We start from the raw sequence: 20,678 nt of genomic DNA, 5'->3' as shown, positions 1-20,678 counted from the left end.
GGACACGGAAGGGACCCCCGAGGCAGGCGTTGGTGGGACGCTGGATGAGACCGGCGGGGTGGGGGGGTTCCGCCTGTCGACCCAGCGATGCGATATCGACTACAGGGATGTTCGGGTTAGGGACCGCCGAAAGGCTATCGCCTCGGCGTCGTTTCGAGGGAGAAATCGCGCGGGCGTTTCCGGGGCGGTTGGTGCACCGTCGGTGCAGTCGATATGCGCGCAGAGCGAGGATGAATGTCCGGTCCGCGGCCGCTTTTTGACTGCGGAGAGTAGCAGTCTTGGTGGTCAAGGTGGGACCCTGTACGGGCTGTGGCCTACCTGAGTCCTACCCGCTCCACACCCTCGGTGGGGGTTGTGCGAACGTTGTTGCGTCTGCCCCCGACGTCGGGGGTTGCTTACCAGTGACCTTCTTTCTACGCTTCGTGGCAATTGTTGGGGCGGGAAGAGACGAAAGTCGGAGGAGCAGCGGTTTTCGTGGYGGTGGCACGCGGCAGTTGGCTGGACGCGACATCGTTCGTGGAGGACGAGGTCAGAGAGCTTGTCCGGCGGCGTTCTCTCGATCCCGTGCGGGACCCGGCGCAGGTGCGTCAGCTCGTTCACGAGGTGCTCGCCGACTATGAGGAACGGGCTCTCGTCAGCGACCTTCCCCCGGTCGTCGACCGGGACGTCACCGCCCGGCTGGTCTATGACGCGGTTGCCGGGTTCGGGCCGCTGCAACRCCACCTCGACGACCCGACTGTGGAGGAGGTCTGGATCAACGAGCCGGGCCGGGTATTCGTCGCCCGGGCCGGTCGCAGCGAGCTGACGACGACCATTCTGACCGCCGATCAGGTCCAGGACCTCGTCGAGCGGATGCTGAAGTCCTCGGGCCGGCGGGTGGACCTCTCGACCCCGTTCGTCGACGCCATGCTTCCGGATGGTTCCCGGCTGCACGTGGTCATCCCCGATGTCACCCGGGTGCACTGGTCGATCAACATCCGTAAGTTTGTGCTGTCCGCGTCGAGCCTGGACGAACTGGTCGGTCTTGGGACGATCACGCTGGCAGCGGCCGCCTTTCTGGACGCCGCGGTCGTCRCCGGCCTCAACATCATCGTTGCGGGCGGCACCCAGGCCGGCAAGACGACCATGCTCAACTGTCTCGGCTCGGCCATCCCGGCCCGGGAACGGGTGATCAGCTGCGAGGAGGTGTTCGAGCTGAAGCTGCGGGCCGCCGACTGGGTGGCGATGCAGACCCGGCAGGCCAACCTGGAGGGCAGCGGGGAAATCCGGCYGCGCCGRCTGGTCAAGGAGGCYCTGCGGATGCGCCCGGACCGGCTCCTGGTCGGCGAGGTTCGCCAAGAGGAGGCGCTCGACCTGCTGATCGCGCTCAACTCCGGGCTGCCCGGTATGTGCAGCCTGCACGCGAACTCGGCTCGCGAGGCCGTGACGAAGCTGTGCACCCTGCCCCTGCTCGCCGGCGAGAACGTCAGCCATGCCTTCGTGGTGCCCACCGTCGCCGCCAGCGTGGACCTCGTCGTCCATCTGGAGAAGGACGTCTCGGGCCGGCGCCGCGTCACCGAGGTCGTCGCGCTGCCCGGCCGGACGGAGGGGGATGTCATCGAGATTGCCCAGATCTACCGCTCGCGCGCGGAYGGACTGGTCCGCGCCGACGGCTTCCCGCCACATCCCGAACGGTTCGCCCGCGCCGGCTACGACCTGCCCGCCCTGCTGGCCCAGAGCGACCATGATTACCATCATCATCGGCCCGGCGGGGGCTGGCCCGAGATCGCCGCGGAGCGCTGATGGGCATCTTCCTCGGCCTGCTGTTCGGTCTGGGTCTGTTCCTTATCGTCACCAGCGGCCGGCCGCGGTTCCCGGCCTGGTCGGCGACGGCGCGCTGGGAACGGTCGACGAGCGACCTGCTCGCCCAGGCGGGCATCCGCGGCGTGACCCCGCGCCAGTTCGTCATGATTAGCCTGGGTCTGGGCCTGTTGGTCGRCCTGGTCGTCCTGGCATTCACCGAGACCGTGTCGCTGGCCGGCGCCTTCGTCGTGTTTGCGAGTCTGCTGCCCCGAGCTCTCGTGGTCCGTCGGCGGCATGCCCGCAGGCATGATCTGCGGGAGCTGTGGCCGGACGTCGTCGACAACCTGTCCAGCGCGGTGCGGGCCGGGATGTCGCTGCCCGAGGGCCTGGCCGCGGTGGGGGTGCGGGGGCCGGTGCAGCTGCGACCGGCCTTCACCCGGTTCGGCGAGGACTACAGCGCCACCGGGTCGTTCTCGGCCTGCCTGGACCGCCTCGCCGACGAGCTCGCCGATCCGGTGGCCGACCGCATCATCGAGTCGCTGCGGATGGCCCGGGAGGTCGGCGGGACCGACCTCGGCCGGCTGTTGCGCACGCTGTCCACCTTCCTGCGGGAGGACGCCCGCACCCGCGCCGAGCTTGAGACGCGGCAGAGTTGGACGGTGAACGCCGCCCGACTCGCGCTCGCCGCCCCCTGGATCGTGCTGCTCCTGCTGGCCACCCGGGGGCAGAACGTGCGGGCCTACGACAGCCCGACCGGGGTCCTGGTGCTCGTGGTGGGCGGCGCCGTGTCGGCCCTCGCCTACCTGCTCATGAAGCGGATCGGCCGGTTGCCGGAGGAGGGCCGGGTGCTGCGCGGGGGAGCGGCAGCCGGCCGGGGGGCGGGATTGTGRCCACGGTCGCCAGCGGTGCGCTGATCGGGTTCCTCGTCGGGCTGGGCCTGGTCATCATCGTTTACCGCTCCCCCCGGGCCCGGCGCATCCACCTCGCTGACCGAATCGATCCCTACCTGCGGGACACCCCCACACCCTCGAGGCTGCTCGACGACCGGCCGCGGGGGGTGCCGCGGCCGGGCCTCGCCGCGGTCGAGGCGCTCGCGCGCCCGTTACTCGCGGACGCCGCCGGTCGACTCGACCGTTTCCTGGGGGGCCGGGCCGCCCTGCAACGCCGGCTGACCCAGGCCGGCGGACGGACCAGCATCGAGGAGTTCCGCGTCCAGCAGGTCATCTGCGCGGCCAGCGGGGCGCTGATCGGCGCCTTCCTGCTGGCGCTGCGCGCGCTGCTCGGCGTCGGCCCGCCGGCCCTGGTCAGTGTCGCCTTGATCGTCGCTGGCACGGCCGGTGGGGTGGTGGCCCGGGACTACTGGCTGTCGCGGGCGATCTCCGAACGCGAGGACCGGATGCTGCTGGAGTTCCCGACGATCGCGGAGCTGCTGGCGCTCGCGGTGACCGCGGGGGAGTCGGCCATCGGGGCGCTGGAGCGGGTCAGCCGGTTGACCCACGGCGAGCTTGGGCGCGAGCTGCGGCTTGCGCTGGCCGACGCCCGCGCCGGGGCCACCCTCGTGCAGGCGTTGGAGGGCATCGCGGCGCGTACGGCGTTGGCGCCCCTAGTGCGGTTCGTCGACGGGATGGCGGTCGCGATCGAACGGGGGACGCCGCTGGCGGACATCCTGCGCGCGCAGGCCGTCGACGCGCGTGAGGCGGGCAAGCGGCAGCTGCTGGAGGCCGGTGGCCGCAAGGAGATCGCGATGATGATCCCGGTCGTGTTCCTCGTCCTGCCGACGACCGTGATTTTTGCCTTCTACCCGGCCCTGGTGAGTTTCACCGTGATCGCGCAGTGAGTGTCCGGGGGCGCGCAGGTGGCCGCCCGCGGGGTGGACGCGTCCGTCCGGCGAGGTCGGATCAGCCAGCCTGAAGGAGGAGACATGGGACGAACAGGGCAGGCCGTGAAAGCGAGATGGCGGGCCTGGCGGTCAGCCGTCGCATCGGGCAGCCGCCATGATCGCGACCGGGGGGACGTCCCCGGCTGGGTCATGATAACCGTCATGACGGCGGCGCTGGTGGTCGCGATCGCCACCCTGGCGACGCCCGCCCTGCAGAACCTGTTCACCTCGGCCATCAACTCGGTGTCGGGTATCGGCGGTGGCGGCTGAGCTCGCGGCCGCCGCGGGGCCGGACGGGATCGACGGCGGCCCCAGGGGAACCGGGCACCGACCGGACGCGGTCGAGGACGGCGTCGAGGACGCCTCGGACGCCTCGGACGCCTCGGACGCGGCTGACGCGGCTGACGGCGGATCGGCCGTCGTCGAGTTCATCCTGGTGGGGACGTTGTTGCTCTTCCTGATCCTGGGGATCATCCAGGTCGGCCTGGTGCTGCACATCCGCAACACGCTCGCGGCGGACRCCGCGGAGGGAGCCAGGCACRCGGCCAACCTCGGCGTACCGGCGAGCGAGGGCGGTCCCTACGCCCAGGCCCTCATCGCGCGGACCATCCCGGGACGGTCCGACGCCGTCTGCACCGGGGCGCAGGTCGATGGGCCGGGTGGCACGCCGCTCGCGGAGGTCACCTGCCGGGTTGCCGTGCCGCTCGTCCTGGTCCCACTGGGCGACGGCATCACGATCACGGTGAAGGGCCATGCGCTCAAGGAACTGCCGTGACGAGGGGTGGCGTGGCGGGAGATCGGGTCGCGCGGGCGATCCTGCACTCCCTGCCGCGGGCGATCATGATGATCAGGACAGGTTGTGTGGCTTTCGTGCGCCGCGTCGGTCGCATAGGCCGCGTTGTCGGGCCCGGACAGGAAGGCCGGGCGACCAGGGCCGACGACGGTTCGGCGATGATCGAATTCGTTGGATTGTCCGTCGTGCTGCTCATCCCGTTCGTCTACCTGTTCCTGTGCGTCTTCGCGGTGCAGCGCGCGGCGTTCGGGGTGACCCAGGCCGCCCGGGAGGCCGGGCGGGCGTTCGCCACCGCGGACAGTGAGACGCAGGGCATGGACCGGGCGCGGCTCGCCGCGCAGCTCGCCCTCGCCGACCAGGGCGTCCCCGGCGCGCCACAGGTCCGGTTCGCTCCCGAGGGCGCCGACTGTGGTGCGGGGGATCCCGGAGACGGCGCGGCAACCCTGGAGCCGGGCGCGTCGTTCGTCGTCTGTGTCCGTACGGTCGTGRCGCTGCCGGGAACCGGCGCCTTGTTCTCCGGCATTACCGATGTCACGGTTAACGGCCAGTTCACCGTAGTGATTGATCAGTTCCGCGCCGACAGGCGGGAAACCCAGCCCTAGCAGGGGTTTCGTACGTTCACGGGGTTACGCGGGATCGCAAGGTTTTACGGGGTCCGGTGGACTTTTTGGCGGCGAAGGACTTGTCCKGCTCGGGGAGCAACTCGGCTCGGCGCGCCAGGTCGGCGAATTTGGGGGAGCAGAGTCCGGTCTGCGGTCCCTGAAGCGTGACTGGCTCCCCAAAACTCGGCCGCCACGCGATGTACACCACGTCCGTGGACTCCACTGATGTCGATCCGCGCGGACACCTSGCCGTTCTTGCTGGGCTGGCTATCGGCGTCTGCCGGCCCACTGCTGTATGAGGGCTGCGGCGGCCTCGTGGTCGATGGTAACTCGGTTGCTGAGTACGGCGTGCGCGGCGGCGAGTTTCCTGACGAGCTTGTCGATGAATGCATGTGTGTCATCGCGGCTGAGGTTTMCTTCGGTGATGATTTTTGTGTAGCGGACGGTGTCGACGATGGCGGACTTCACCCGTTCGTGGGAGAGGTAGGTGTCGAGGTCTGACTGCCATCCCTCGGTGGCCGGACCGTTGACAACGGAGGTCCACCCATGGACGAGTGCGGCTGACTCGTCGGGCTGGTAGCTCATCTTGTGCAGGTGGACCGCAAGATCATAGACCGGATCGCCCCACAGGGCGAGTTCCCAGTCGAGGAAGTAGRCTTGGCCATCCGAGATGATGATGTTCTTGCGGTGGATGTCGGTATGGAGAAGGCGGAAAGGCCGCGGGTGCAGCGTCGTCCATCGACTGTTGATCTCGGTGAGCGCGTCGATGGGGATGCCGAACTCGGCGTACAGATCGCCGAAGTCGGGAAGGAACCGGGAATGCACGCCTGCGGTGACAGCGGACAGGCGGCGGGCGAAGTCGGCGGTCCGCCCGTCCGCCGGCCAGCCTGGCGGCGATTGCGGCAGGCGTTCGCGCGGGACGAGGCCGAGCTGCCCGAAGAGTTCCACGACGTCGCCGATGAYGTGGTCGGGGACACGGGTGCCGCGTGGTGCGGTGTTGTCGAGGAGCTGACCGGGAAGGAATTCCACGATCTGATAGCGGGGCTGCATGCGGGCGTAGAGCAGACGGGGCGCGTGGGTCACGGTCCCGCGGATGGCGCGCAGCACGTCCCCTTCCGGCCAGATCATCAGGTCCATGATGTCGCTGCCCGGAATCGGGATACGAACAATCACGTCTCCGGCCGGCGTGTCCATCCGGATGTTGTGATTGTAGAAACCCGACGCGGCATCGGGGCGCCCGACCGCCTGCCGGTACAGTTCGTCGGGCCGCCACGTGTGCCCGTTGAGCAGGTCGGCGACGAAGTCCTCGACGCGGGCGTCAAGATCGGTAAGCGTGCCGAACGGCTGGATTCCTGCCCGTGCCCGGCTCGCGGCGGCGGTCACCTGCCCGTCATCGATGCCGAGGATGGACAGTGCGTGCGCCGAGCAGAGGATGATTGTCGGGTAGACGTCGGCTGCTTCCAGCTCGCGGACGCTCCACTGGAGCGAGGAAACCGCTTCGTCGAGCTGACCCCGGCGAGCATGGACCAGGGCGCGGTAGAACTCGGCGCGGGCTCGACCGGAGCGATACCCGACCCCATCGAGGGCGGCGCACGCGGACCGTAGGGAGGTCTCGGCCTCGTCGAGCTGACCGCATCGGAGCTGCCCGATGGCGAGAGCGGTWTACGCCTTGCCGAGCTCGTGATGGGCGCCGATCTCGCGTTGGATCTCGATCGCCTGGCCTGCCTCGACGATGGCCTCGGCAGGGTGGGTATAGGCGAGGAGTTCGGCCCGGTTGGTCTGGATGTTGGCCAACCCGAGAACGCTATCGGCTGCGGCGTAGTGGGCGGCGGCCTCGTCGAGATAGCGGGCGGCGGCGTCGAACTCGAACGCGAACCGGTGGGCGAGGTGACGCATCCGGGCCACGTCTCCGTGAAACTCGGTGTCCTGCCCCGGAGCGGACGCACTCAGGTCGGTGGCGAGTGCTTCCGCGTCTCGGAACCGGCCCTGGGCCATGTGAAGGTCGGCGGCCCACAGGCCCGCGGTCAGCCGGGATGCCCCCGTGGCGTGGTCCCAGACCTGGGTGTAGGCGTCGAGCGCGGCCCGGGTCTCACCGGCGATGCGTCGACCATGTCCGGCGGCCACGGCGAGCCGCGCGCCGACCATTGTGTCGATGGCCAGAGCGGTGACCGGTTCGGGAACCAGCGCCGTGACCGTGGCCGCGTCGCCGAGGCGAATCGCCGCCTCAGCCTGCAGGCACCGCAGCGCTTCGGGCAGGTTGTCGTGGTCGGGTTGGTCGTTGAGCCGGGCGCGCAGGTCCTCGGTGATGCCTTGGGCTGCGCTGTGTCCCCCACGGCGAACCGCGTGGTCGGCATAGCCGAGGATGCTCTCGCCGCTGATCTGCCGACCCCGCAGGGCGTGATACGCGGCCTCCCGCAGGGCGCGGGCGGCATGAGCGCCGCTGTCCTGGCCGGTCGCCTGGTCGGCCCGGTTCTCCCACAGTCCCTGTAGCAGGGCGTGGATGTCGGTGGTAGTGCCCGGAGAAAGCCGTTCCCGCAGGGCTGCGGCMATGAGCTGATGAAACCGCAGCGCGGTGTTCGCCGGGTATACGAATGAATATGCGGTGAGGGATTCCCAGGCGATGCGATGTCCYGGGAGATGGAACGTGGCCGTCAGCATCCGAAAAATATCATAGTCGAAGATTCGCGCCGGGCTCAGGACCTCCAGTGATCGAATCTCTTCCGGGGCGACATGCTGAAGAAAGCGCGCCAAGATCTCCTGYTGGGACACGAGGGCACCGCTGACCCGCCCACCGGTCTGCAGGTGCGTGTCCACCGCCAGGTTCAGATAGAATGGGAGACCTGCGCTGGCGTCCGCAATTGTCTGGCGCTGGAACGGATCGGTGATCCCACCGGTGTCGAGGAGTTCCAGCCGGGCTTCCATGGGCAGGCCGCCGATGTCGCATATCTCGATGAGGCCGTCCCAGTCGGGATCCGTCAGTTCCCACCGCAACGGTTCCCGGCTGGCGATGACCACCAGGCCGCGGTCGAGCTGTGCCACGAGATCACGTAGCCAGGCATCCGCGAGTTGCGCCCGTCCGGTGCGTACCGGGCTCGGCACCAGTGCCTCGTGGCTGTCAAGGATGATCACATACTGTCTGTCCTGGCTGGCAGCCCGAAGGTCTTCAGCGAACAGAAACGTGACGGCGTCGGCGAGCTCACTGTTCGGCAGGTCGTCGAGTGTCGCCAGGGTGGGATCGCGCCGCACCCGCAGGCGGCGGCGTATGTCGCAGCCGCCACGCTCCAACAGCTTGATAAGGCCGCGGGCCGTACCGAAAATCGGAATTCCGGTCATCGTGTCGGCGATATCCGCGAGAATGGAACTCTCGTCGACGAATGCCAGTTCCGAACGGTTCAACCGCAGATGTGGGTGTAGCCGCTGCCACAGCACTGCGTAGGCGATGTCGAAGCGATCGAAGTGTACCCCTTGCGACCCCAGTTCGTTGCGTAGCACCGCCAGCGCGTCTTCCTGCTGGCGCAACGAGTGCACCTGCAGATCGAGTGATGCCGTTCGATACCGGGTTGCCGCCCGGTCCTTCAACTCGCGCAGTAGTCGTGACTTACCTATACCGCCCACGCCGATGGCGTTGAAGACCCGTGGACCGTCACCTAGATGGGTCAGCTCTTCGGCGAAAGCCGCCAGCACCGGTTCGCGGTCCAYGAAACGCCGCTGCAGTGCGGCGACCCGATGAAACCGTGGCGCAGGCGCCATGTAAACCTCCGACCATCACAGACCGCGATACCGTCGAGGACGATGCAATCATAGTCGAGCTTGACGACGCACGATGGACCAGCACATCGTGCTGCGGCGCGATCCGATCCTTCCGACCCGCACCCGGGGGGCGAGCCCGGGTGCGGGACCGCGACCACGGTTCCGCACCCGGGTAGGCGTGCGCCGTGGGATCCGGTCGGCTAGTCGTTCTCGAGCGGAATCTCGTCGAGCGGGATGTTCAGGTAGGACGAGGAGCCGTCGGTGGACGAGATCTCGATTTTGCTGTTGGTGACGGTGGCGTCGCCGAAGAACCTGTCCTTGGTGTCCACGACCAGCTGTATCTGGTGGCCCGGCGTGATGCGGTAGTCGGCCGGCTGTAGGTGGATGTCGATCGTTTGCGTCTCTCCCTCGCGGTCGTTGAGCAGGGTGAAGGGCGCGCTGGTGATGATTTTTGCCTTACCGGTACCCGGGTCGACGTCGAACAGGTGCGCCACGAGCGTCGCGCTCTTCGCGGACGGGGTGACCGTGAGATGCGCCGAGACGGTTCCGGTGATCTGACTCGGTGCGGTGAGCGGTTCGGTCGACCACACCGCGGCGTCCTCGCGGGAGATCTCCGAGGTCTCGTACACGATCGGAGCCCCCAGTCTTTCGAGGACGCCGGTCTTTACCAGGGCCGGGGCTATCAGTGCTGGGGTGTCCGTGCCGGCCCGGAAGGTGTGGCTCCACCCGGAGTTGGGCTGAGGCGTCAGTGAGCCGTCCGATGTCCCCGGCAGCGGCGCGTTCAGGTAGTAGCGTCGCGGCGGCAGCGTGTACGAGTCCCAGTCGGCGAGCTTCTTGATCGTGAACAGGTTGTGCATGTACTCGGTGTGCACGTCGCCGTCGTTCTCCACGCCGTTCTCCTCGTCGRCAACGAAGCGGTCCAGCCAGCGGAAGGTCGTCGCTGTCGGACGACTGATGCCGCCGAGAAATCCCTTGATCTCGTCGCCGCCGTGATCTCCGATCAGTACCAGGAGACGTTTGGGACCGATCAATGCGTTGAAGAACTCCACCRCCGCGGGTACCGAGAAGATGGTCTCGTGCCAGTAGGTGCCGAGGAAGATGGGGACCCTCCTGGCGTTGAGCTCGTTCAGATAGGTAACCGGTGAACGGACCGCGCTGAACTCCAGCAGCCGTTCGATATTCCGATTCGCCCGGAAGTCGTCGAAGATTTCCCTGACTTCGGCGGAGAGGTTCTCCTCGCCGAACAGCTTGGCGAGCTCCTCGAACGCCAGCAGGTGTCGTGTCTCGTTCTCGTACAGCGATCGGCCCAGATCGGCCCAGGCGCTCTGCGCGCACACGGCCCGCACCCGGTCGTCATGCGCCGCGATGATCAGGCTCTGGCCGGCGCCGTAGGACGACCCCGCGAACCCGATCCGATCCTGATCCGCGCGGTCGGGATAGGTGTTCAGTACCCAGTCGATCACGGCCGAGCCGTCCGCCCGGTCCCGCGGACCGGCGACGTCTATCTTCCCTGTGGAGTCGGCGATCCCACGCTCGCTGTACGCGACCGCCAGATATCCCTTGAGCGCGAAGTTCAGGAGCATCCCCGGATACGACTTCCATCCCGTCGGCGCCAGCGGAGCCGGCATGATGACAACCGGGTGCGGCCCCGGCTTGAGGGGGACCAGCACGCCGGCGTSGAGTTGGACGTCGGCATCGGCTCCGGGGATCCTGGTCGCCGTGAAGGTCCCCGCCCCCCGCAGTTCCCCGAACTTTGCCACGGTCGCCGGCGGGAGATTCTTGAAGTCGCCGCTCTCGAGATTCTCGAGAGCGGCGATCTCCGCGTCGAGCAGTGTTCTGTCATTGGGCGCGAAATCGAACACGTTCGTGGTCTTGGCAGCCGTGGTCACTTGGATGATCCCCTTCTGGGTATGGGAAAAGGAGCCTGCCGGCGAACCTGGCCGACGGACGCGCGATCGTCCGCGGCCGTGACGAGGTGAGATCCGGATATCGGATCCGTGGTGCGGAAGTCTCCCGGTGCACGGGTTCGGAGCCTAGAGGTGTACGCGATCGTCAGGGGTGAGGTGAGTACTTTGTCCGCGCGCCGTACGGCAAGATGGTTTTGACCCGCACGCGGCTGCTGGTTACGAGCGAAGCCCTGCAGCCAGGACAGCGAGAGTACGAACAGCGCCAGCACGCCCACAGCGGCGAGCCACCGCCCGAGGCCCGCGGGCGAGCGGAAGCCGATGGCGAAGGCCACGCCGAACACCAGCGCCGTCGAGACGAGATTGCGAGCACGCTCGCCACGACGTGTCCCACGATCAGTGCGCCGCCGTTGACGTCCATCGAGCGGAACCGGTCGATGACTCCGGTAGTAAGGCGGATCAGTGCCGCATGACCGTATTCTCCCGCAATGGGGCTGCTATTCTTCCACAATAGGGTTGCTAATAGGGTTGCTGGGGCAGTGGGTTTCCGGCCTCGCCTGTTCGGCCTTCCGGCAGGAGCGTCAGCAAGGAGAACGCGTGCCCGTGACCAAACATGTGCCTGTGACCAGCGGCGGGACGGGGTAGGCCGGAGCAACGGGGTCGGCCGGAGCAACGGGGTCGGCCGGAGCAACGGGGTCGGCCGGAGCAACGGGGTCGGCCGGAGTAACGGGGTCGGCCGGAGTAACGGGGTCGACCGGAGTAACGGGGTCGACCGGAACACCGGACGGAGTCGTCCGCCCGGACGGAGTCGTCCGCCCGGACGGAGTCGTCCGCCCGGACGGAGTCGTCCGCCCGGACGGGACCAACCGCGCGGACGGCGGGACCATTCTCGTGCTGACGTTGGGGTATCTCATGGTCGCGGCGATGCTGGTGGTCGTTGTGACCGACGTGTCCGCCGTCTACCTCGCTCGTCGGTCGGTGGCCTCGGCCGCCGACGGCGCCGCGCTGGCCGCTGCCCAGCGCATCGACGAGAACGCGATCTACACCACCACCGACGCCTTCGAGCGCCTGCCCCTCGCCGACATCGCCACGACCGTCGATCAGTACCAGCGCCGGGCCGATCCGAGTGGCCGCACGATCCTCACCTCCACCCTCGTCGACGCGACGACGGTGGAGGTGGAGGGCACGCGTGTGGTCGACCTTCCGGTCGTCGGCTCCCTCGGGGTGGGTCCGGTCACGGTACGTGCCGGAGCGCAGGCACAGTCGGTGGTCCGCCAGCCCGCTGCACCATGACGCCGGCCGGCGCCGGAACGCCGAACCGCGCCGGTTGCGTGCGCGTCACCCGTTGGCTTTCCTCCGACCCCTGATGCAACCAGGTCGAGGTGGCGTCCATGAGATCGTCGAGACCGTGGCCGGTGCGGCGCTCGGCCAGATCCGACACGTCCCGGACCAGCCGGGCCACCCATTCGGCCGGCCGCCCGGCGGACAGCGCCACCGCCTGAGCGGCGTGCTGGGCTGCCTCGTCGCGATCCGGGACCTCCCGGGCCAGCGCGGCCCGGGCCTGCGCCATCCGCACCGAGACCACCATGCCCGTCTGGCCGCTGCCGGTGATCAACGTCGAGGCGCGTTCCAGGTGAGGCGTGGCCTCGTCGGCCGCGCCGACGGTGGTCAGGGCCTCGGCGCAGGCCAAGGCCAGATCCGCCGGGGAGTAAGTGTCGAGCGAGAAACCCGGCGAGCCGTGGGCGGTGTCGTCGAGCCGTTCCATCGTCTGCCAGGCTCTGGCGACGGCGTCCCGGACGCCTGCCCGGTCGCCGGTCGCCGCACAGGCGCTGGTGACGACCTTCCCGGCGATGAGGGCCCGGGTGGAGCTGTGCCCCGCGATCCGCGCCGCCGCCCCGGCGATCTGCAAGGACACCGCCGGGCTGTGTGGGCGGACCACCCGGGCGCGCAGGGCCAGGGCGCGGGCGGCGAGTGGCCCGTCCCCGGCCGCCCGGGCGAGCGCCGCGGCCCGGTCGGCCCGCGCAGCGGCGTCGGAGTGTTTGCCGCGGTCGTAGGCGGTGGCAGCAGCCACCGTCGTGACCGCCGCGTGCAGCCGCATCCACTCCAGCGCCGGCCGGCCGCGCAGCCGGTGCTCCCGGGGCACGGTCTGTGTCGTGCGCTCCAGCGAGACCAGGGCGGACGTGGTAGTGATCAGATCAGACGTCTCGTAGGCCCTGACCGTCGCGGTCAGGGCTGCCATGCAGGCTTCGTGCAGGCCGGACGCGTCGCCGCGCAGACTCACGGAGCCCACCGCCGCGAGGCCGGTGGCAACCAGGACAGAGCGTCGGTCTGCGACCTCCGGGACCTCCGACACGATGGGACCCTCCGTGCTCCTGCGGGAATGATCGCGGCCTTCCGCTGGCACGCGACGGGGCGGTGAGTCGCCGCCGCTAACGGCGTGATCCGATCGCTCGGACGACGGATCCGGTTATTCACGGCGGCCTTCCTCCTCTTCCCGTGGTAGTGGTCGGTTTCCCGTGGTAGGGGTCGGTCCTTGAGTCTTCGTCCCGTCCCGGCGACATCGACCGGTGCACACGCGCGCACCGGTCGATGCGTCCGAGCTCTCCGCATCCGGGCTCTCCATGGCCGACACCCATATGGTCGCGGGGCCGCACTGTCCCGACGAAACCCGGCGTTCACGTATTCGTGCGCGAAGCGCCGCCTTCGAAGGTATCGTTTGGGGGCCGCGGACGCGTCGAGTTGTGCGCACTCGGCGATGTGGTACGTGTCTCTTCAGGGATTGGTATCGGTTGTTGTCGGAGGTTGTTGTCGGACGGCTGAACCGCCTGACCGCCCGGGGCCGCCGTAACGATTGTCCGCAGTGCGGGCGTCGGTTGGCCGAAATGCTCGTGGCATCCCGCGAATGTTTCATCCTCGTGTCGTCGAGCCATTGCATGTTTCGCCACGATGATGTTTCCCGGTCGAGGCGTCGTCGGGATGCCGTCGGGATGCCGTCGGGAGGTCGCGGGGATGCCGTCGGGGCTCGGCGCGACGCCGATGCGAACTCGGCCGGCTCCCGTCCGGGCGGACAAGATCCGTTGTGGCGGTGGCCCCGGGCGCCGCCGGTAAGGTGAACAGCATGGCCGTCGACCTGTCCGAGGAGATCAAACAGCTGGATGCCACGTTGACCGGCATCGAGACGGTTCTCGACGTGGAGGGGTTGCGCCGTCGCGCCGAGGATCTGGAGCGTCAGGCCGCGGACCCCGACCTCTGGTCCGATCAGGACCGGGCCCAGGCTGTCACCCGCCGGTTGTCGTCGACGCGCGGGGACATCGCCAGGGTGGAGGGGCTGCGTCGCCGTCTTGACGACATCGCCGCCGCCGCGGACCTCGGCGATGAGGATCTGCTCGCCGAGGCCGCAGCCGATCTTCCCAGGCTGTCCAGTGACATCGCCGGTCTCGAGGTTCGGACCCTGYTGTCCGGCGAGTACGACGAGCGGGACGCGATCGTGCAGCTCTCGGCCGGGGCCGGCGGGGTGGACGCGGCCGACTGGACGGCGATGTTGCTTCGGATGTACCTGCGGTGGGCCGAGCGGCACGGCTACGCCACGGAGGTCTTCGACACCTCCGAGGCCGAGGAGGCGGGTCTGAAGTCGGCAACTTTCCAGGTCAAGGCGCCCTATGCGTACGGGACGCTGCGCAGTGAGCACGGGGTGCACCGGCTCGTCCGGATTTCGCCGTTCGACAACCAGAACCGGCGGCAGACCTCCTTCGCCGGGGTCGAGGTCACCCCGGTCGTCGAGCTGTCCGACCACGTCGACATCGACGACAAGGATCTGCGTATCGATATTTTCCGTTCGTCCGGTCCGGGTGGGCAGGGGGTCAACACCACCGACTCCGCGGTCCGCATCACGCATCTGCCCACGGGCATCGTGGTGACGTGTCAGAACGAGCGCAGCCAGCTCCAGAACAAGGCCGCCGCGATGATCGTGTTGCAGGCGAAGCTCCTGGAGCGGCGGCGGGCCGAGGAGGCGGCGGAGAAACAGCGCATCACCGGCGGGCCACAGGACGTCTCCTTCGGATCGCAGATCCGTAACTATGTCCTCCACCCGTACCAGATGGTGAAGGATCTGCGTACCGACACCGAGACCTCGAACACCAGCGGTGTTCTCGACGGCGAGCTCGATGATTTCATCGACGCGGAGATCCGGTGGCGGCGGTCGGTTGAGAACCAGGCGTGAGAGGGTTCTTCGGAGCTTTTGTCGACGCCTGGGATGTGTCTGGTTCCGGACTGAGCGGGCAAGCCTCGCCGCACCGTCCGGGCGCTCGTGGCCCGGCGAGACGATGAGCGCCCGGCGCCCGGCGCCCGGCGCTCCGGTTCCGGAGGTTCGGAGTTCCGGAGGTTCGGAGTTCCGGGGGTTCGGGGGTCTGGAGATCCCCCGTTTCCGGGACGGCATCCGAATGTCGCCTGCCTCTCGGGGAACGGACGGTGAAAAGACAAAGATCCGGCCGTGGTGGGAACGTCGGTGTGACGTAGGCCCGGCCGGCGGCTCGGCCCGGCCCGGCGTCGGGGAAGGACTCCACCGGATCTCCTGACGCCATTGGCATGCCGGGTATACACGTGTAGAGTTCCGGGTAGTTCGCGGACCGTTCGATTTTTTAGTTTCGGTGTCTTGATCTGGTCCGCCTACTGCTTCACCCGATGGGATGTACGCCCGTGTCACCTGGTCGTTCACAATTGCGAACCGCTGTCGCGGAGGGAGTGCGGTCTGTGTCCCTGCACACGAATGCACGCATGTATATGTGTGGAAATAACGGTGCAAATCCGGGCAAGATGGCCAGTCTCGCCGGTACGGGAACGCCGTGACCTCCCTGGCGCCTGCGGCGTCCGGCGCCGCAGGCGGCGTGTTCRAGGGTGCGCCCACGATGCCCCTGCCCGTCCTTATGTACCAYGGCGTCGGTGATTCGGTGAGTGCGGACTTCCGACGCTGGGAGGTCCCTCCCGGTGCCTTCGCCGAGCAGCTCGAGGCCCTCGTCGAAAGCGGCTACCACCTCACCGGTCTCACTGACGCGCTGGCACATCCCACCCGCCGCCAGGTGGTGATTACCTTTGAGAACGGCTTCGAGGACTTCGTCACCACCGCGGTGCCCGCTCTGCGGGCGATCGGGGCCAGCGCTACCCTGTATGTGCCGACCGCCTTCGTCGGCCGGCGCGCCACCTGGCTGGATGGCTACACCGAGCGCAACCTCCCCCTGTTGGWCTGGTCCGACCTCGCCGCGCTCGCCGGGGAGGGCATCGAGCTTGGCTCGCACGGTCACCGTCATCTGGAGCTCGACGTGGTGCCGACCGCTCTGGCGCGGTACGACGTCACCGCCAGCCGGCGGCTGATCGAGGAGAGAACCGGCCGGCGTCCGGACAGCTTCTGCTACCCCTTCGGTTATCACTGTGYGGCGGTGCGCCATGTCGTCGCGGCCGCCGGGTTCGAATCAGCCTGTGAGGTCGGATACCGCATTCATCAACCGACGTTGTCCCGGTTCGCCATCAGCCGATTGATCGTCAATCGGGCCGCTGGGGCGGCCGACATCCTTCGGCTCGTTTCCCAGGGGCATCGCGACGCCCTGCTCAGCGTCCGGCGAGGACTGCAGTCGGGGTGGCGGACATATCGAGCGGCGCGCTGGCGGCTCGGCCGAGGCGCCTGACGACGGGGGCGCGGGAAACTGGAGTCCGGGGCCCGGCGGTTACCGCGTGCTCTCTCACACGACCGCGAGCCGATAGCCCCGCTTGATGACGGTCTCGACCGCGCAGCCGGCCGGTCCCAGCGCGGTGCGTAACCGGGCGACGGTCATCTCGACCGCGTGTTCGTCGGTCAGCCCGGCCGTGCCCGTCCGGCGCAGCAGCTCGGCTCGGGACAGCACCCGGCCGGGACGCTCGGTCAGCGCGTCGAGGACTGCCGCGGTCCTGGGTGCGAGCATCACCGGCTCGCCGTTGACGATCACTGCCCCGCCCTGGACCCGCAGCACGTGCCCCGCGGCCTCGACGGTCCGCACCCGGCGACGCGGGAGCTCGTCGGACAGCGTGCGCACGAGTGCTCCGAGCCGGAACCGGTCCGGGGTCACCGTCGCCACGCCCTGCCGTTCGAGGGGGGCGGCACAGACCGGACCYACGCACGCGGGCAGTACCTCGCCACGCAGCGCGGTCAGCAGTTCGTCGAACTGTCCCATCTCCCGGGCGATCCGTAGCAGGCTCACCACGGCGGGCGCGCTGGTGAAGGTGACCGCGGAGACCCCGCCGGTGACGATGAGCTCGACCATCCGGCGGACCGGCCGCAGATCGTCCGGTGGTTCCCACCGGTACACCGGTATCTCGACGACCTCGGCACCCGCCGCGCGCAGTCCCTCGACCATGTCTGGCAATGGCTCGCCGTGTAGCTGCACCGCGATGCGCAGCCCGGCCAGGTTCTCCGTGAGCAGATGGGCGACGAGCTCGGCGCCGGATTCCGAGCGGGGCGACCAGCACTCGGTCAGCCCCGCGGCCCGGACGGCGCCGGTGACCTTCGGCCCGCGGGTGAACAGCCGGGCGCCGTCCAGCCGGTCGCGCAGCCGCTCGCCGAGCCCCCAGCCCTCGGCGGCCTCCACCCAGCCGCGGAAGCCGATTGCCGTCGTGGCGATCACCGCGTCCAGCGGCCGGGTGAGGCACTCCCGGGTCGCGGCGAGCAGCAGGCTGTCGTCGGCAAGCGGCACTATGCGCAGGGCCGGGGCATGGACCACCCGGGCTCCGCGCCGTTCGAGGAGGTTCGCGAGCTCGTCGCGGCGACGCGCGGCCGTGACCCCGACGGTGAAGCCGAGCAGCGGTGGCAGCGCGGCGCTGACGGCCGGCTCCCTCGATGTCGCCGACGCCGGGAACATCCCGGGTGCGCTGGTGGTTTCGGGCGGGCTGGTGGTTTCGGGCGGGCTGGTGGTTTCGGGTGTTCCGGCGGTCCCGGGTGCGCCGGACCGGTCGCCAGCGTCGGGCCGCCCTGGACTACGGATTGTCACAAGGCTACCTCCTGGGCTGGGGTCCCGCGCCGATCCCCCGGTCACCGCAGGATCGGACACGGCCATGTCCACGCGCTTGCCGGTGTGCAACGCCGGTGTTAACCGGCACCGTTGCGTATTCACGACGTCCGCATCGAGCGTTCGTCGGGCATCTCACATCCCGTCGTGTCGTGGAGTGCATGCCTTGTAGCCGGACCGACCTGACTTCGAGTCAGCGTTGACATCCTGGGTTCGTACGGTTCTGGCCGTAGCGGGTGCCCGTTCGGACCGGCACCCATCGGTTCGGACGTGCGGGTGGTGCGCGGATGTCTTCTCGATCACTGGTGGTCGTCGGCCACGGCATGGTGGGGCATCGGTTGTTGGCGGCGCTGCGGGACCGCGACGTCGAGGGGCGATGGGATGTCACGGTCCTCGCGGAGGAACCTCGGCCCGCCTATGACCGGGTGGGCCTCTCGGCGTACTTCACCGGGGCCACCGCGGAGGACCTCAGCCTCGTCGAGGACGGATTCCTTGAGCACCCCCGGCTGCGAGTGCGTCTCGGTGAACCGGTCGTCGCCGTCGATCGGGCCGCCCGGACGGTGACCACCGGTGCCGGCCGCACCTACCGGTACGACGCGCTGGTGCTTGCGACCGGTTCCTACCCGTTCGTCCCACCGGTACCCGGCCGGGAGGCCACCGGCTGCCACGTCTACCGCACGATCGAGGACCTGGATGCGATCTCCGCCTCGGCGCGCGGCAGCCGGACCGGGACCGGTGTGGTCGTCGGTGGCGGCCTGCTCGGCCTGGAGGCGGCGAACGCGCTGCGTAGCCTGGGGTTGGCCACCCACGTCGTCGAGTTCGCGCCCCGGCTGATGCCGGCCCAGGTCGACGAGGCCGGCGGGCAGACACTGCGAGCCCACATCACCGGGCTCGGGATCGGCGTCCACACCGACACGGCCACCGAGCGGATCGAGGCCGATGCCGACGGGCGGGTCGCCCGAATGGTCTTCGCCCGTCACCCCGAGGGGCTGGCCGGCCTCGACACCGACGTCGTCGTGTTCTCGGCGGGGATCCGCCCGCGGGACGCTCTGGCCCGCGAGTGCGGACTCGACGTCGGGGATCGCGGTGGCATCGTCGTCGACGAGGGCTGCCGCACCAGCGACGAGCACATCTATGCCGTCGGCGAGTGCGCCCTGGCGGCCGGACGGGTGTACGGGCTGGTCGCGCCCGGATACGCGATGGCCGAGGTCGTCGCGGACCGTCTGCTTGGCGGCGACGCGACCTTCACCGGCGCCGACATGTCGACCAAGCTCAAGTTGCTCGGCGTCGATGTCGCGAGCTTCGGGGACGCCTTCGGGACGACTCCCGGTGCGCTGCCTATCACGTTCGCCGACCCGGTGGCCAAGGTCTACAAGAAGCTGGTGCTCTCCGACGACGCGCGTAGCGTCCTCGGTGGCATCCTTGTCGGCGACGCGGGGGAGTACGGAACGCTGCGGGCCATGGTCGGCTCCGCCGGGGTCGTGCCGGACGATCCCGCGCGGCTCATCCTGCCGGCCGGCGACGTCGCCGGGGCCGGCGGCTCCGGGGCCGGGGTGGCGCTCTCCGCCGGGGCGCAGATCTGCTCGTGCAACAACGTCACCCACGGTCAGATCTGCGCCGCGATCAGCGCGAATGGCCTTACMGACGTCGCTGGGATCAAGGGGTGCACCAACGCGGGCACGAGCTGTGGCAGCTGCGTGCCGATGCTCAGGACGATCCTCGGCCAGCAGCTCGCCGCCGCGGGCCTCGAAGTGTCGAAGGCGCTGTGCGAGCACTTCGACGTCAGCCGGGCCGAACTGTTCGAGATCGTCCGGGTGCGGGGGATCACGACGTTCTCGCAGCTGATCGCCGAGCACGGTYGGGGCCGGGGCTGCGAGGTCTGCCGGCCGGTGGTGGCCTCGATTCTTGCCTCCCTCTACAACGGGTACGTCCTAGTCGGCGAGCAGGCCGCCTTGCAGGACACCAACGACCACCTGCTCGCGAACATGCAGAAGGACGGCACGTACTCGGTCGTCCCCCGGCTGCCCGGCGGCGAGGTCACGCCCGAGACGCTCATCCTGATTGGCGAGGTGGCCCGGGACTTCAACCTCTATACGAAGATCACCGGCGGGCAGCGCATCGACCTCTTCGGCGCCCGGGCCGAGCAGCTGCCGAAGATCTGGAAGCGGCTGACCGACGCCGGACTCGAGTCCGGACACGCCTACGGCAAGGCGTTGCGGACGGTGAAGTCCTGCGTCGGGGAGACCTGGTGCCGCTACGGCGTACAGGACTCCACCACGTTGGCCGTCGACCTGGAGCTACGCTACCGCGGCCTGCGATCCCCTCWCAAGATCAAAATGGCGGTCTCCGGCTGTGCCCGGGAATGCGCGGAGGCGCGGTCCAAGGACGTCGGGGTGATCGCCACCGAGCAGGGCTGGAACCTGTACCTGGGCGGCAACGGCGGTCATCGGCCCCGGCACGCGGAGCTGTTCGCCTCCGACCTCGACACCGAGACGCTCGTCCGCTACATCGACCGTTTTCTGATGTTCTATGTGCGCACCGCCGATCGCCTCCAGCGCACCGCGCCGTGGGTGGAGAGCCTCGACGGCGGCCTTGGGCATGTCCGCGAGGTCATCGTCGACGACTCGCTGGGCATCTGCGCCGAGCTTGACACGGCCATGGCTTACCACGTCGCGACCTATCAGGACGAGTGGAAGACGACGCTGGCCGATCCGGTCGCACTGCGCCGGTTCGCCTCGTTCGTCAACGCCCCCGAGGGGGCCGACCCCGACGTCATCCACGTCCTCGAACGCGGCCAGCCCCGGCCGGCCCGCCCGGCCGAGCGGGCGGCCCTCATCGCCGGTGCCACGCTACCCGTGGTGGCTGACCGTTTCCTTGCCTATCCAGGCTCCTTGCCTATCCAGAGGGACGAAACGGACACAAAAGCCTCTGGATAGG

The 20,678-nt window shown here is 69.0% G+C and carries 14 protein-coding genes and 1 pseudogene; 10 read left to right on the top strand and 5 right to left on the bottom strand.

Annotation, left to right across the window (positions count from 1 at the left end; translation table 11 throughout):
• Positions 1-474 precede the first annotated feature (474 nt).
• The 6 genes from Manayef4_RS03420 to Manayef4_RS03395 all read left to right on the top strand — a co-directional run bounded on the left by Manayef4_RS03420 (position 475) and on the right by Manayef4_RS03395 (position 5,056).
• Positions 475-1,782: an ATPase, T2SS/T4P/T4SS family gene (locus Manayef4_RS03420; protein WP_070130579.1), complete on the top strand. Its 1,308-nt coding sequence runs from the start codon at positions 475-477 to the stop codon at positions 1,780-1,782.
• On the top strand, positions 1,782-2,696 hold the full coding sequence (locus Manayef4_RS03415; protein WP_070130578.1) for a type II secretion system F family protein: 915 nt from the start codon (positions 1,782-1,784) through the stop codon (positions 2,694-2,696). Before Manayef4_RS03420 ends, Manayef4_RS03415 begins: the two co-directional genes overlap by 1 nt.
• The gene (locus Manayef4_RS03410; protein WP_070130577.1) at positions 2,669-3,619 is read left to right on the top strand and encodes a type II secretion system F family protein; all 951 of its coding nucleotides are present in this window, start codon (positions 2,669-2,671) and stop codon (positions 3,617-3,619) included. Before Manayef4_RS03415 ends, Manayef4_RS03410 begins: the two co-directional genes overlap by 28 nt.
• 84 nt (positions 3,620-3,703) lie before the next feature.
• Entirely contained in the window at positions 3,704-3,931 is a 228-nt protein-coding gene (locus Manayef4_RS26525) for a hypothetical protein (protein ID WP_023839919.1), read from the top strand.
• A complete protein-coding gene (locus tag Manayef4_RS03400) occupies positions 3,921-4,436 on the top strand; it encodes a TadE/TadG family type IV pilus assembly protein (RefSeq protein WP_083282253.1) in 516 nt (171 codons plus the stop codon). The genes Manayef4_RS26525 and Manayef4_RS03400 overlap by 11 nt, the downstream gene beginning before the upstream one ends.
• A 176-nt stretch (positions 4,437-4,612) precedes the next feature.
• Positions 4,613-5,056 carry a hypothetical protein gene (locus tag Manayef4_RS03395; protein ID WP_070130640.1) on the top strand — a complete coding sequence of 148 codons (444 nt, stop codon included), beginning with the start codon at positions 4,613-4,615 and terminating at the stop codon, positions 5,054-5,056.
• Between the two features lie 267 nt (positions 5,057-5,323).
• Here Manayef4_RS03395 and Manayef4_RS03390 read toward each other — a convergent pair whose 3' ends face one another.
• From Manayef4_RS03390 to Manayef4_RS26520, 3 genes and pseudogenes are all read right to left on the bottom strand, one after another.
• The gene (locus Manayef4_RS03390; RefSeq protein WP_070130576.1) at positions 5,324-8,806 is read right to left on the bottom strand and encodes an aminoglycoside phosphotransferase family protein; all 3,483 of its coding nucleotides are present in this window, start codon (positions 8,804-8,806) and stop codon (positions 5,324-5,326) included.
• Between the two features lie 200 nt (positions 8,807-9,006).
• Entirely contained in the window at positions 9,007-10,695 is a 1,689-nt protein-coding gene (locus tag Manayef4_RS03385) for a CocE/NonD family hydrolase (protein ID WP_070130575.1), read from the bottom strand.
• Positions 10,696-10,946: 251 nt separating this feature from the next.
• Positions 10,947-11,155 (bottom strand): annotated as a pseudogene (locus Manayef4_RS26520) (ABC transporter permease); the annotation flags it as partial.
• A 440-nt stretch (positions 11,156-11,595) separates the two neighbouring features.
• Between Manayef4_RS26520 and Manayef4_RS03380 the strand changes: the two are divergent.
• The gene (locus tag Manayef4_RS03380) at positions 11,596-12,003 is read left to right on the top strand and encodes a pilus assembly protein TadG-related protein (protein ID WP_049761044.1); all 408 of its coding nucleotides are present in this window, start codon (positions 11,596-11,598) and stop codon (positions 12,001-12,003) included.
• Here the strand turns inward: Manayef4_RS03380 and Manayef4_RS03375 are convergent.
• Positions 11,945-13,063 (bottom strand): hypothetical protein, encoded by a 1,119-nt coding sequence (locus Manayef4_RS03375; protein ID WP_011435242.1) that lies wholly within the window; start codon positions 13,061-13,063, stop codon positions 11,945-11,947. The genes Manayef4_RS03380 and Manayef4_RS03375 overlap by 59 nt on opposite strands.
• A gap of 765 nt (positions 13,064-13,828) precedes the next feature.
• Between Manayef4_RS03375 and prfB the strand changes: the two genes are divergently transcribed.
• Entirely contained in the window at positions 13,829-14,929 is a 1,101-nt protein-coding gene (gene prfB, locus Manayef4_RS03370; RefSeq protein WP_011435244.1) for a peptide chain release factor 2, read from the top strand.
• Between the two features lie 622 nt (positions 14,930-15,551).
• The gene (locus Manayef4_RS03365; protein ID WP_070130574.1) at positions 15,552-16,388 is read left to right on the top strand and encodes a polysaccharide deacetylase family protein; all 837 of its coding nucleotides are present in this window, start codon (positions 15,552-15,554) and stop codon (positions 16,386-16,388) included.
• 54 nt (positions 16,389-16,442) lie between these two features.
• Here the strand turns inward: Manayef4_RS03365 and Manayef4_RS03360 are convergent, their stop codons facing one another.
• Positions 16,443-17,594: a uroporphyrinogen-III synthase gene (locus Manayef4_RS03360; RefSeq protein WP_011435246.1), complete on the bottom strand. Its 1,152-nt coding sequence runs from the start codon at positions 17,592-17,594 to the stop codon at positions 16,443-16,445.
• 434 nt (positions 17,595-18,028) lie between these two features.
• Here Manayef4_RS03360 and nirB point away from each other — a divergent pair, with 434 nt between their 5' ends.
• Positions 18,029-20,677: a nitrite reductase large subunit NirB gene (gene nirB, locus Manayef4_RS03355; RefSeq protein ID WP_070130639.1), complete on the top strand. Its 2,649-nt coding sequence runs from the start codon at positions 18,029-18,031 to the stop codon at positions 20,675-20,677.
• Position 20,678: the final 1 nt, after the last annotated feature.

The sequence above is a fragment of the Frankia sp. CgMI4 genome (assembly GCF_001756285.1).
In the GTDB taxonomy this organism is placed as follows: domain Bacteria; phylum Actinomycetota; class Actinomycetes; order Frankiales; family Frankiaceae; genus Frankia; species Frankia casuarinae.
This window is presented reverse-complemented; position numbering and strand designations above follow the sequence as displayed.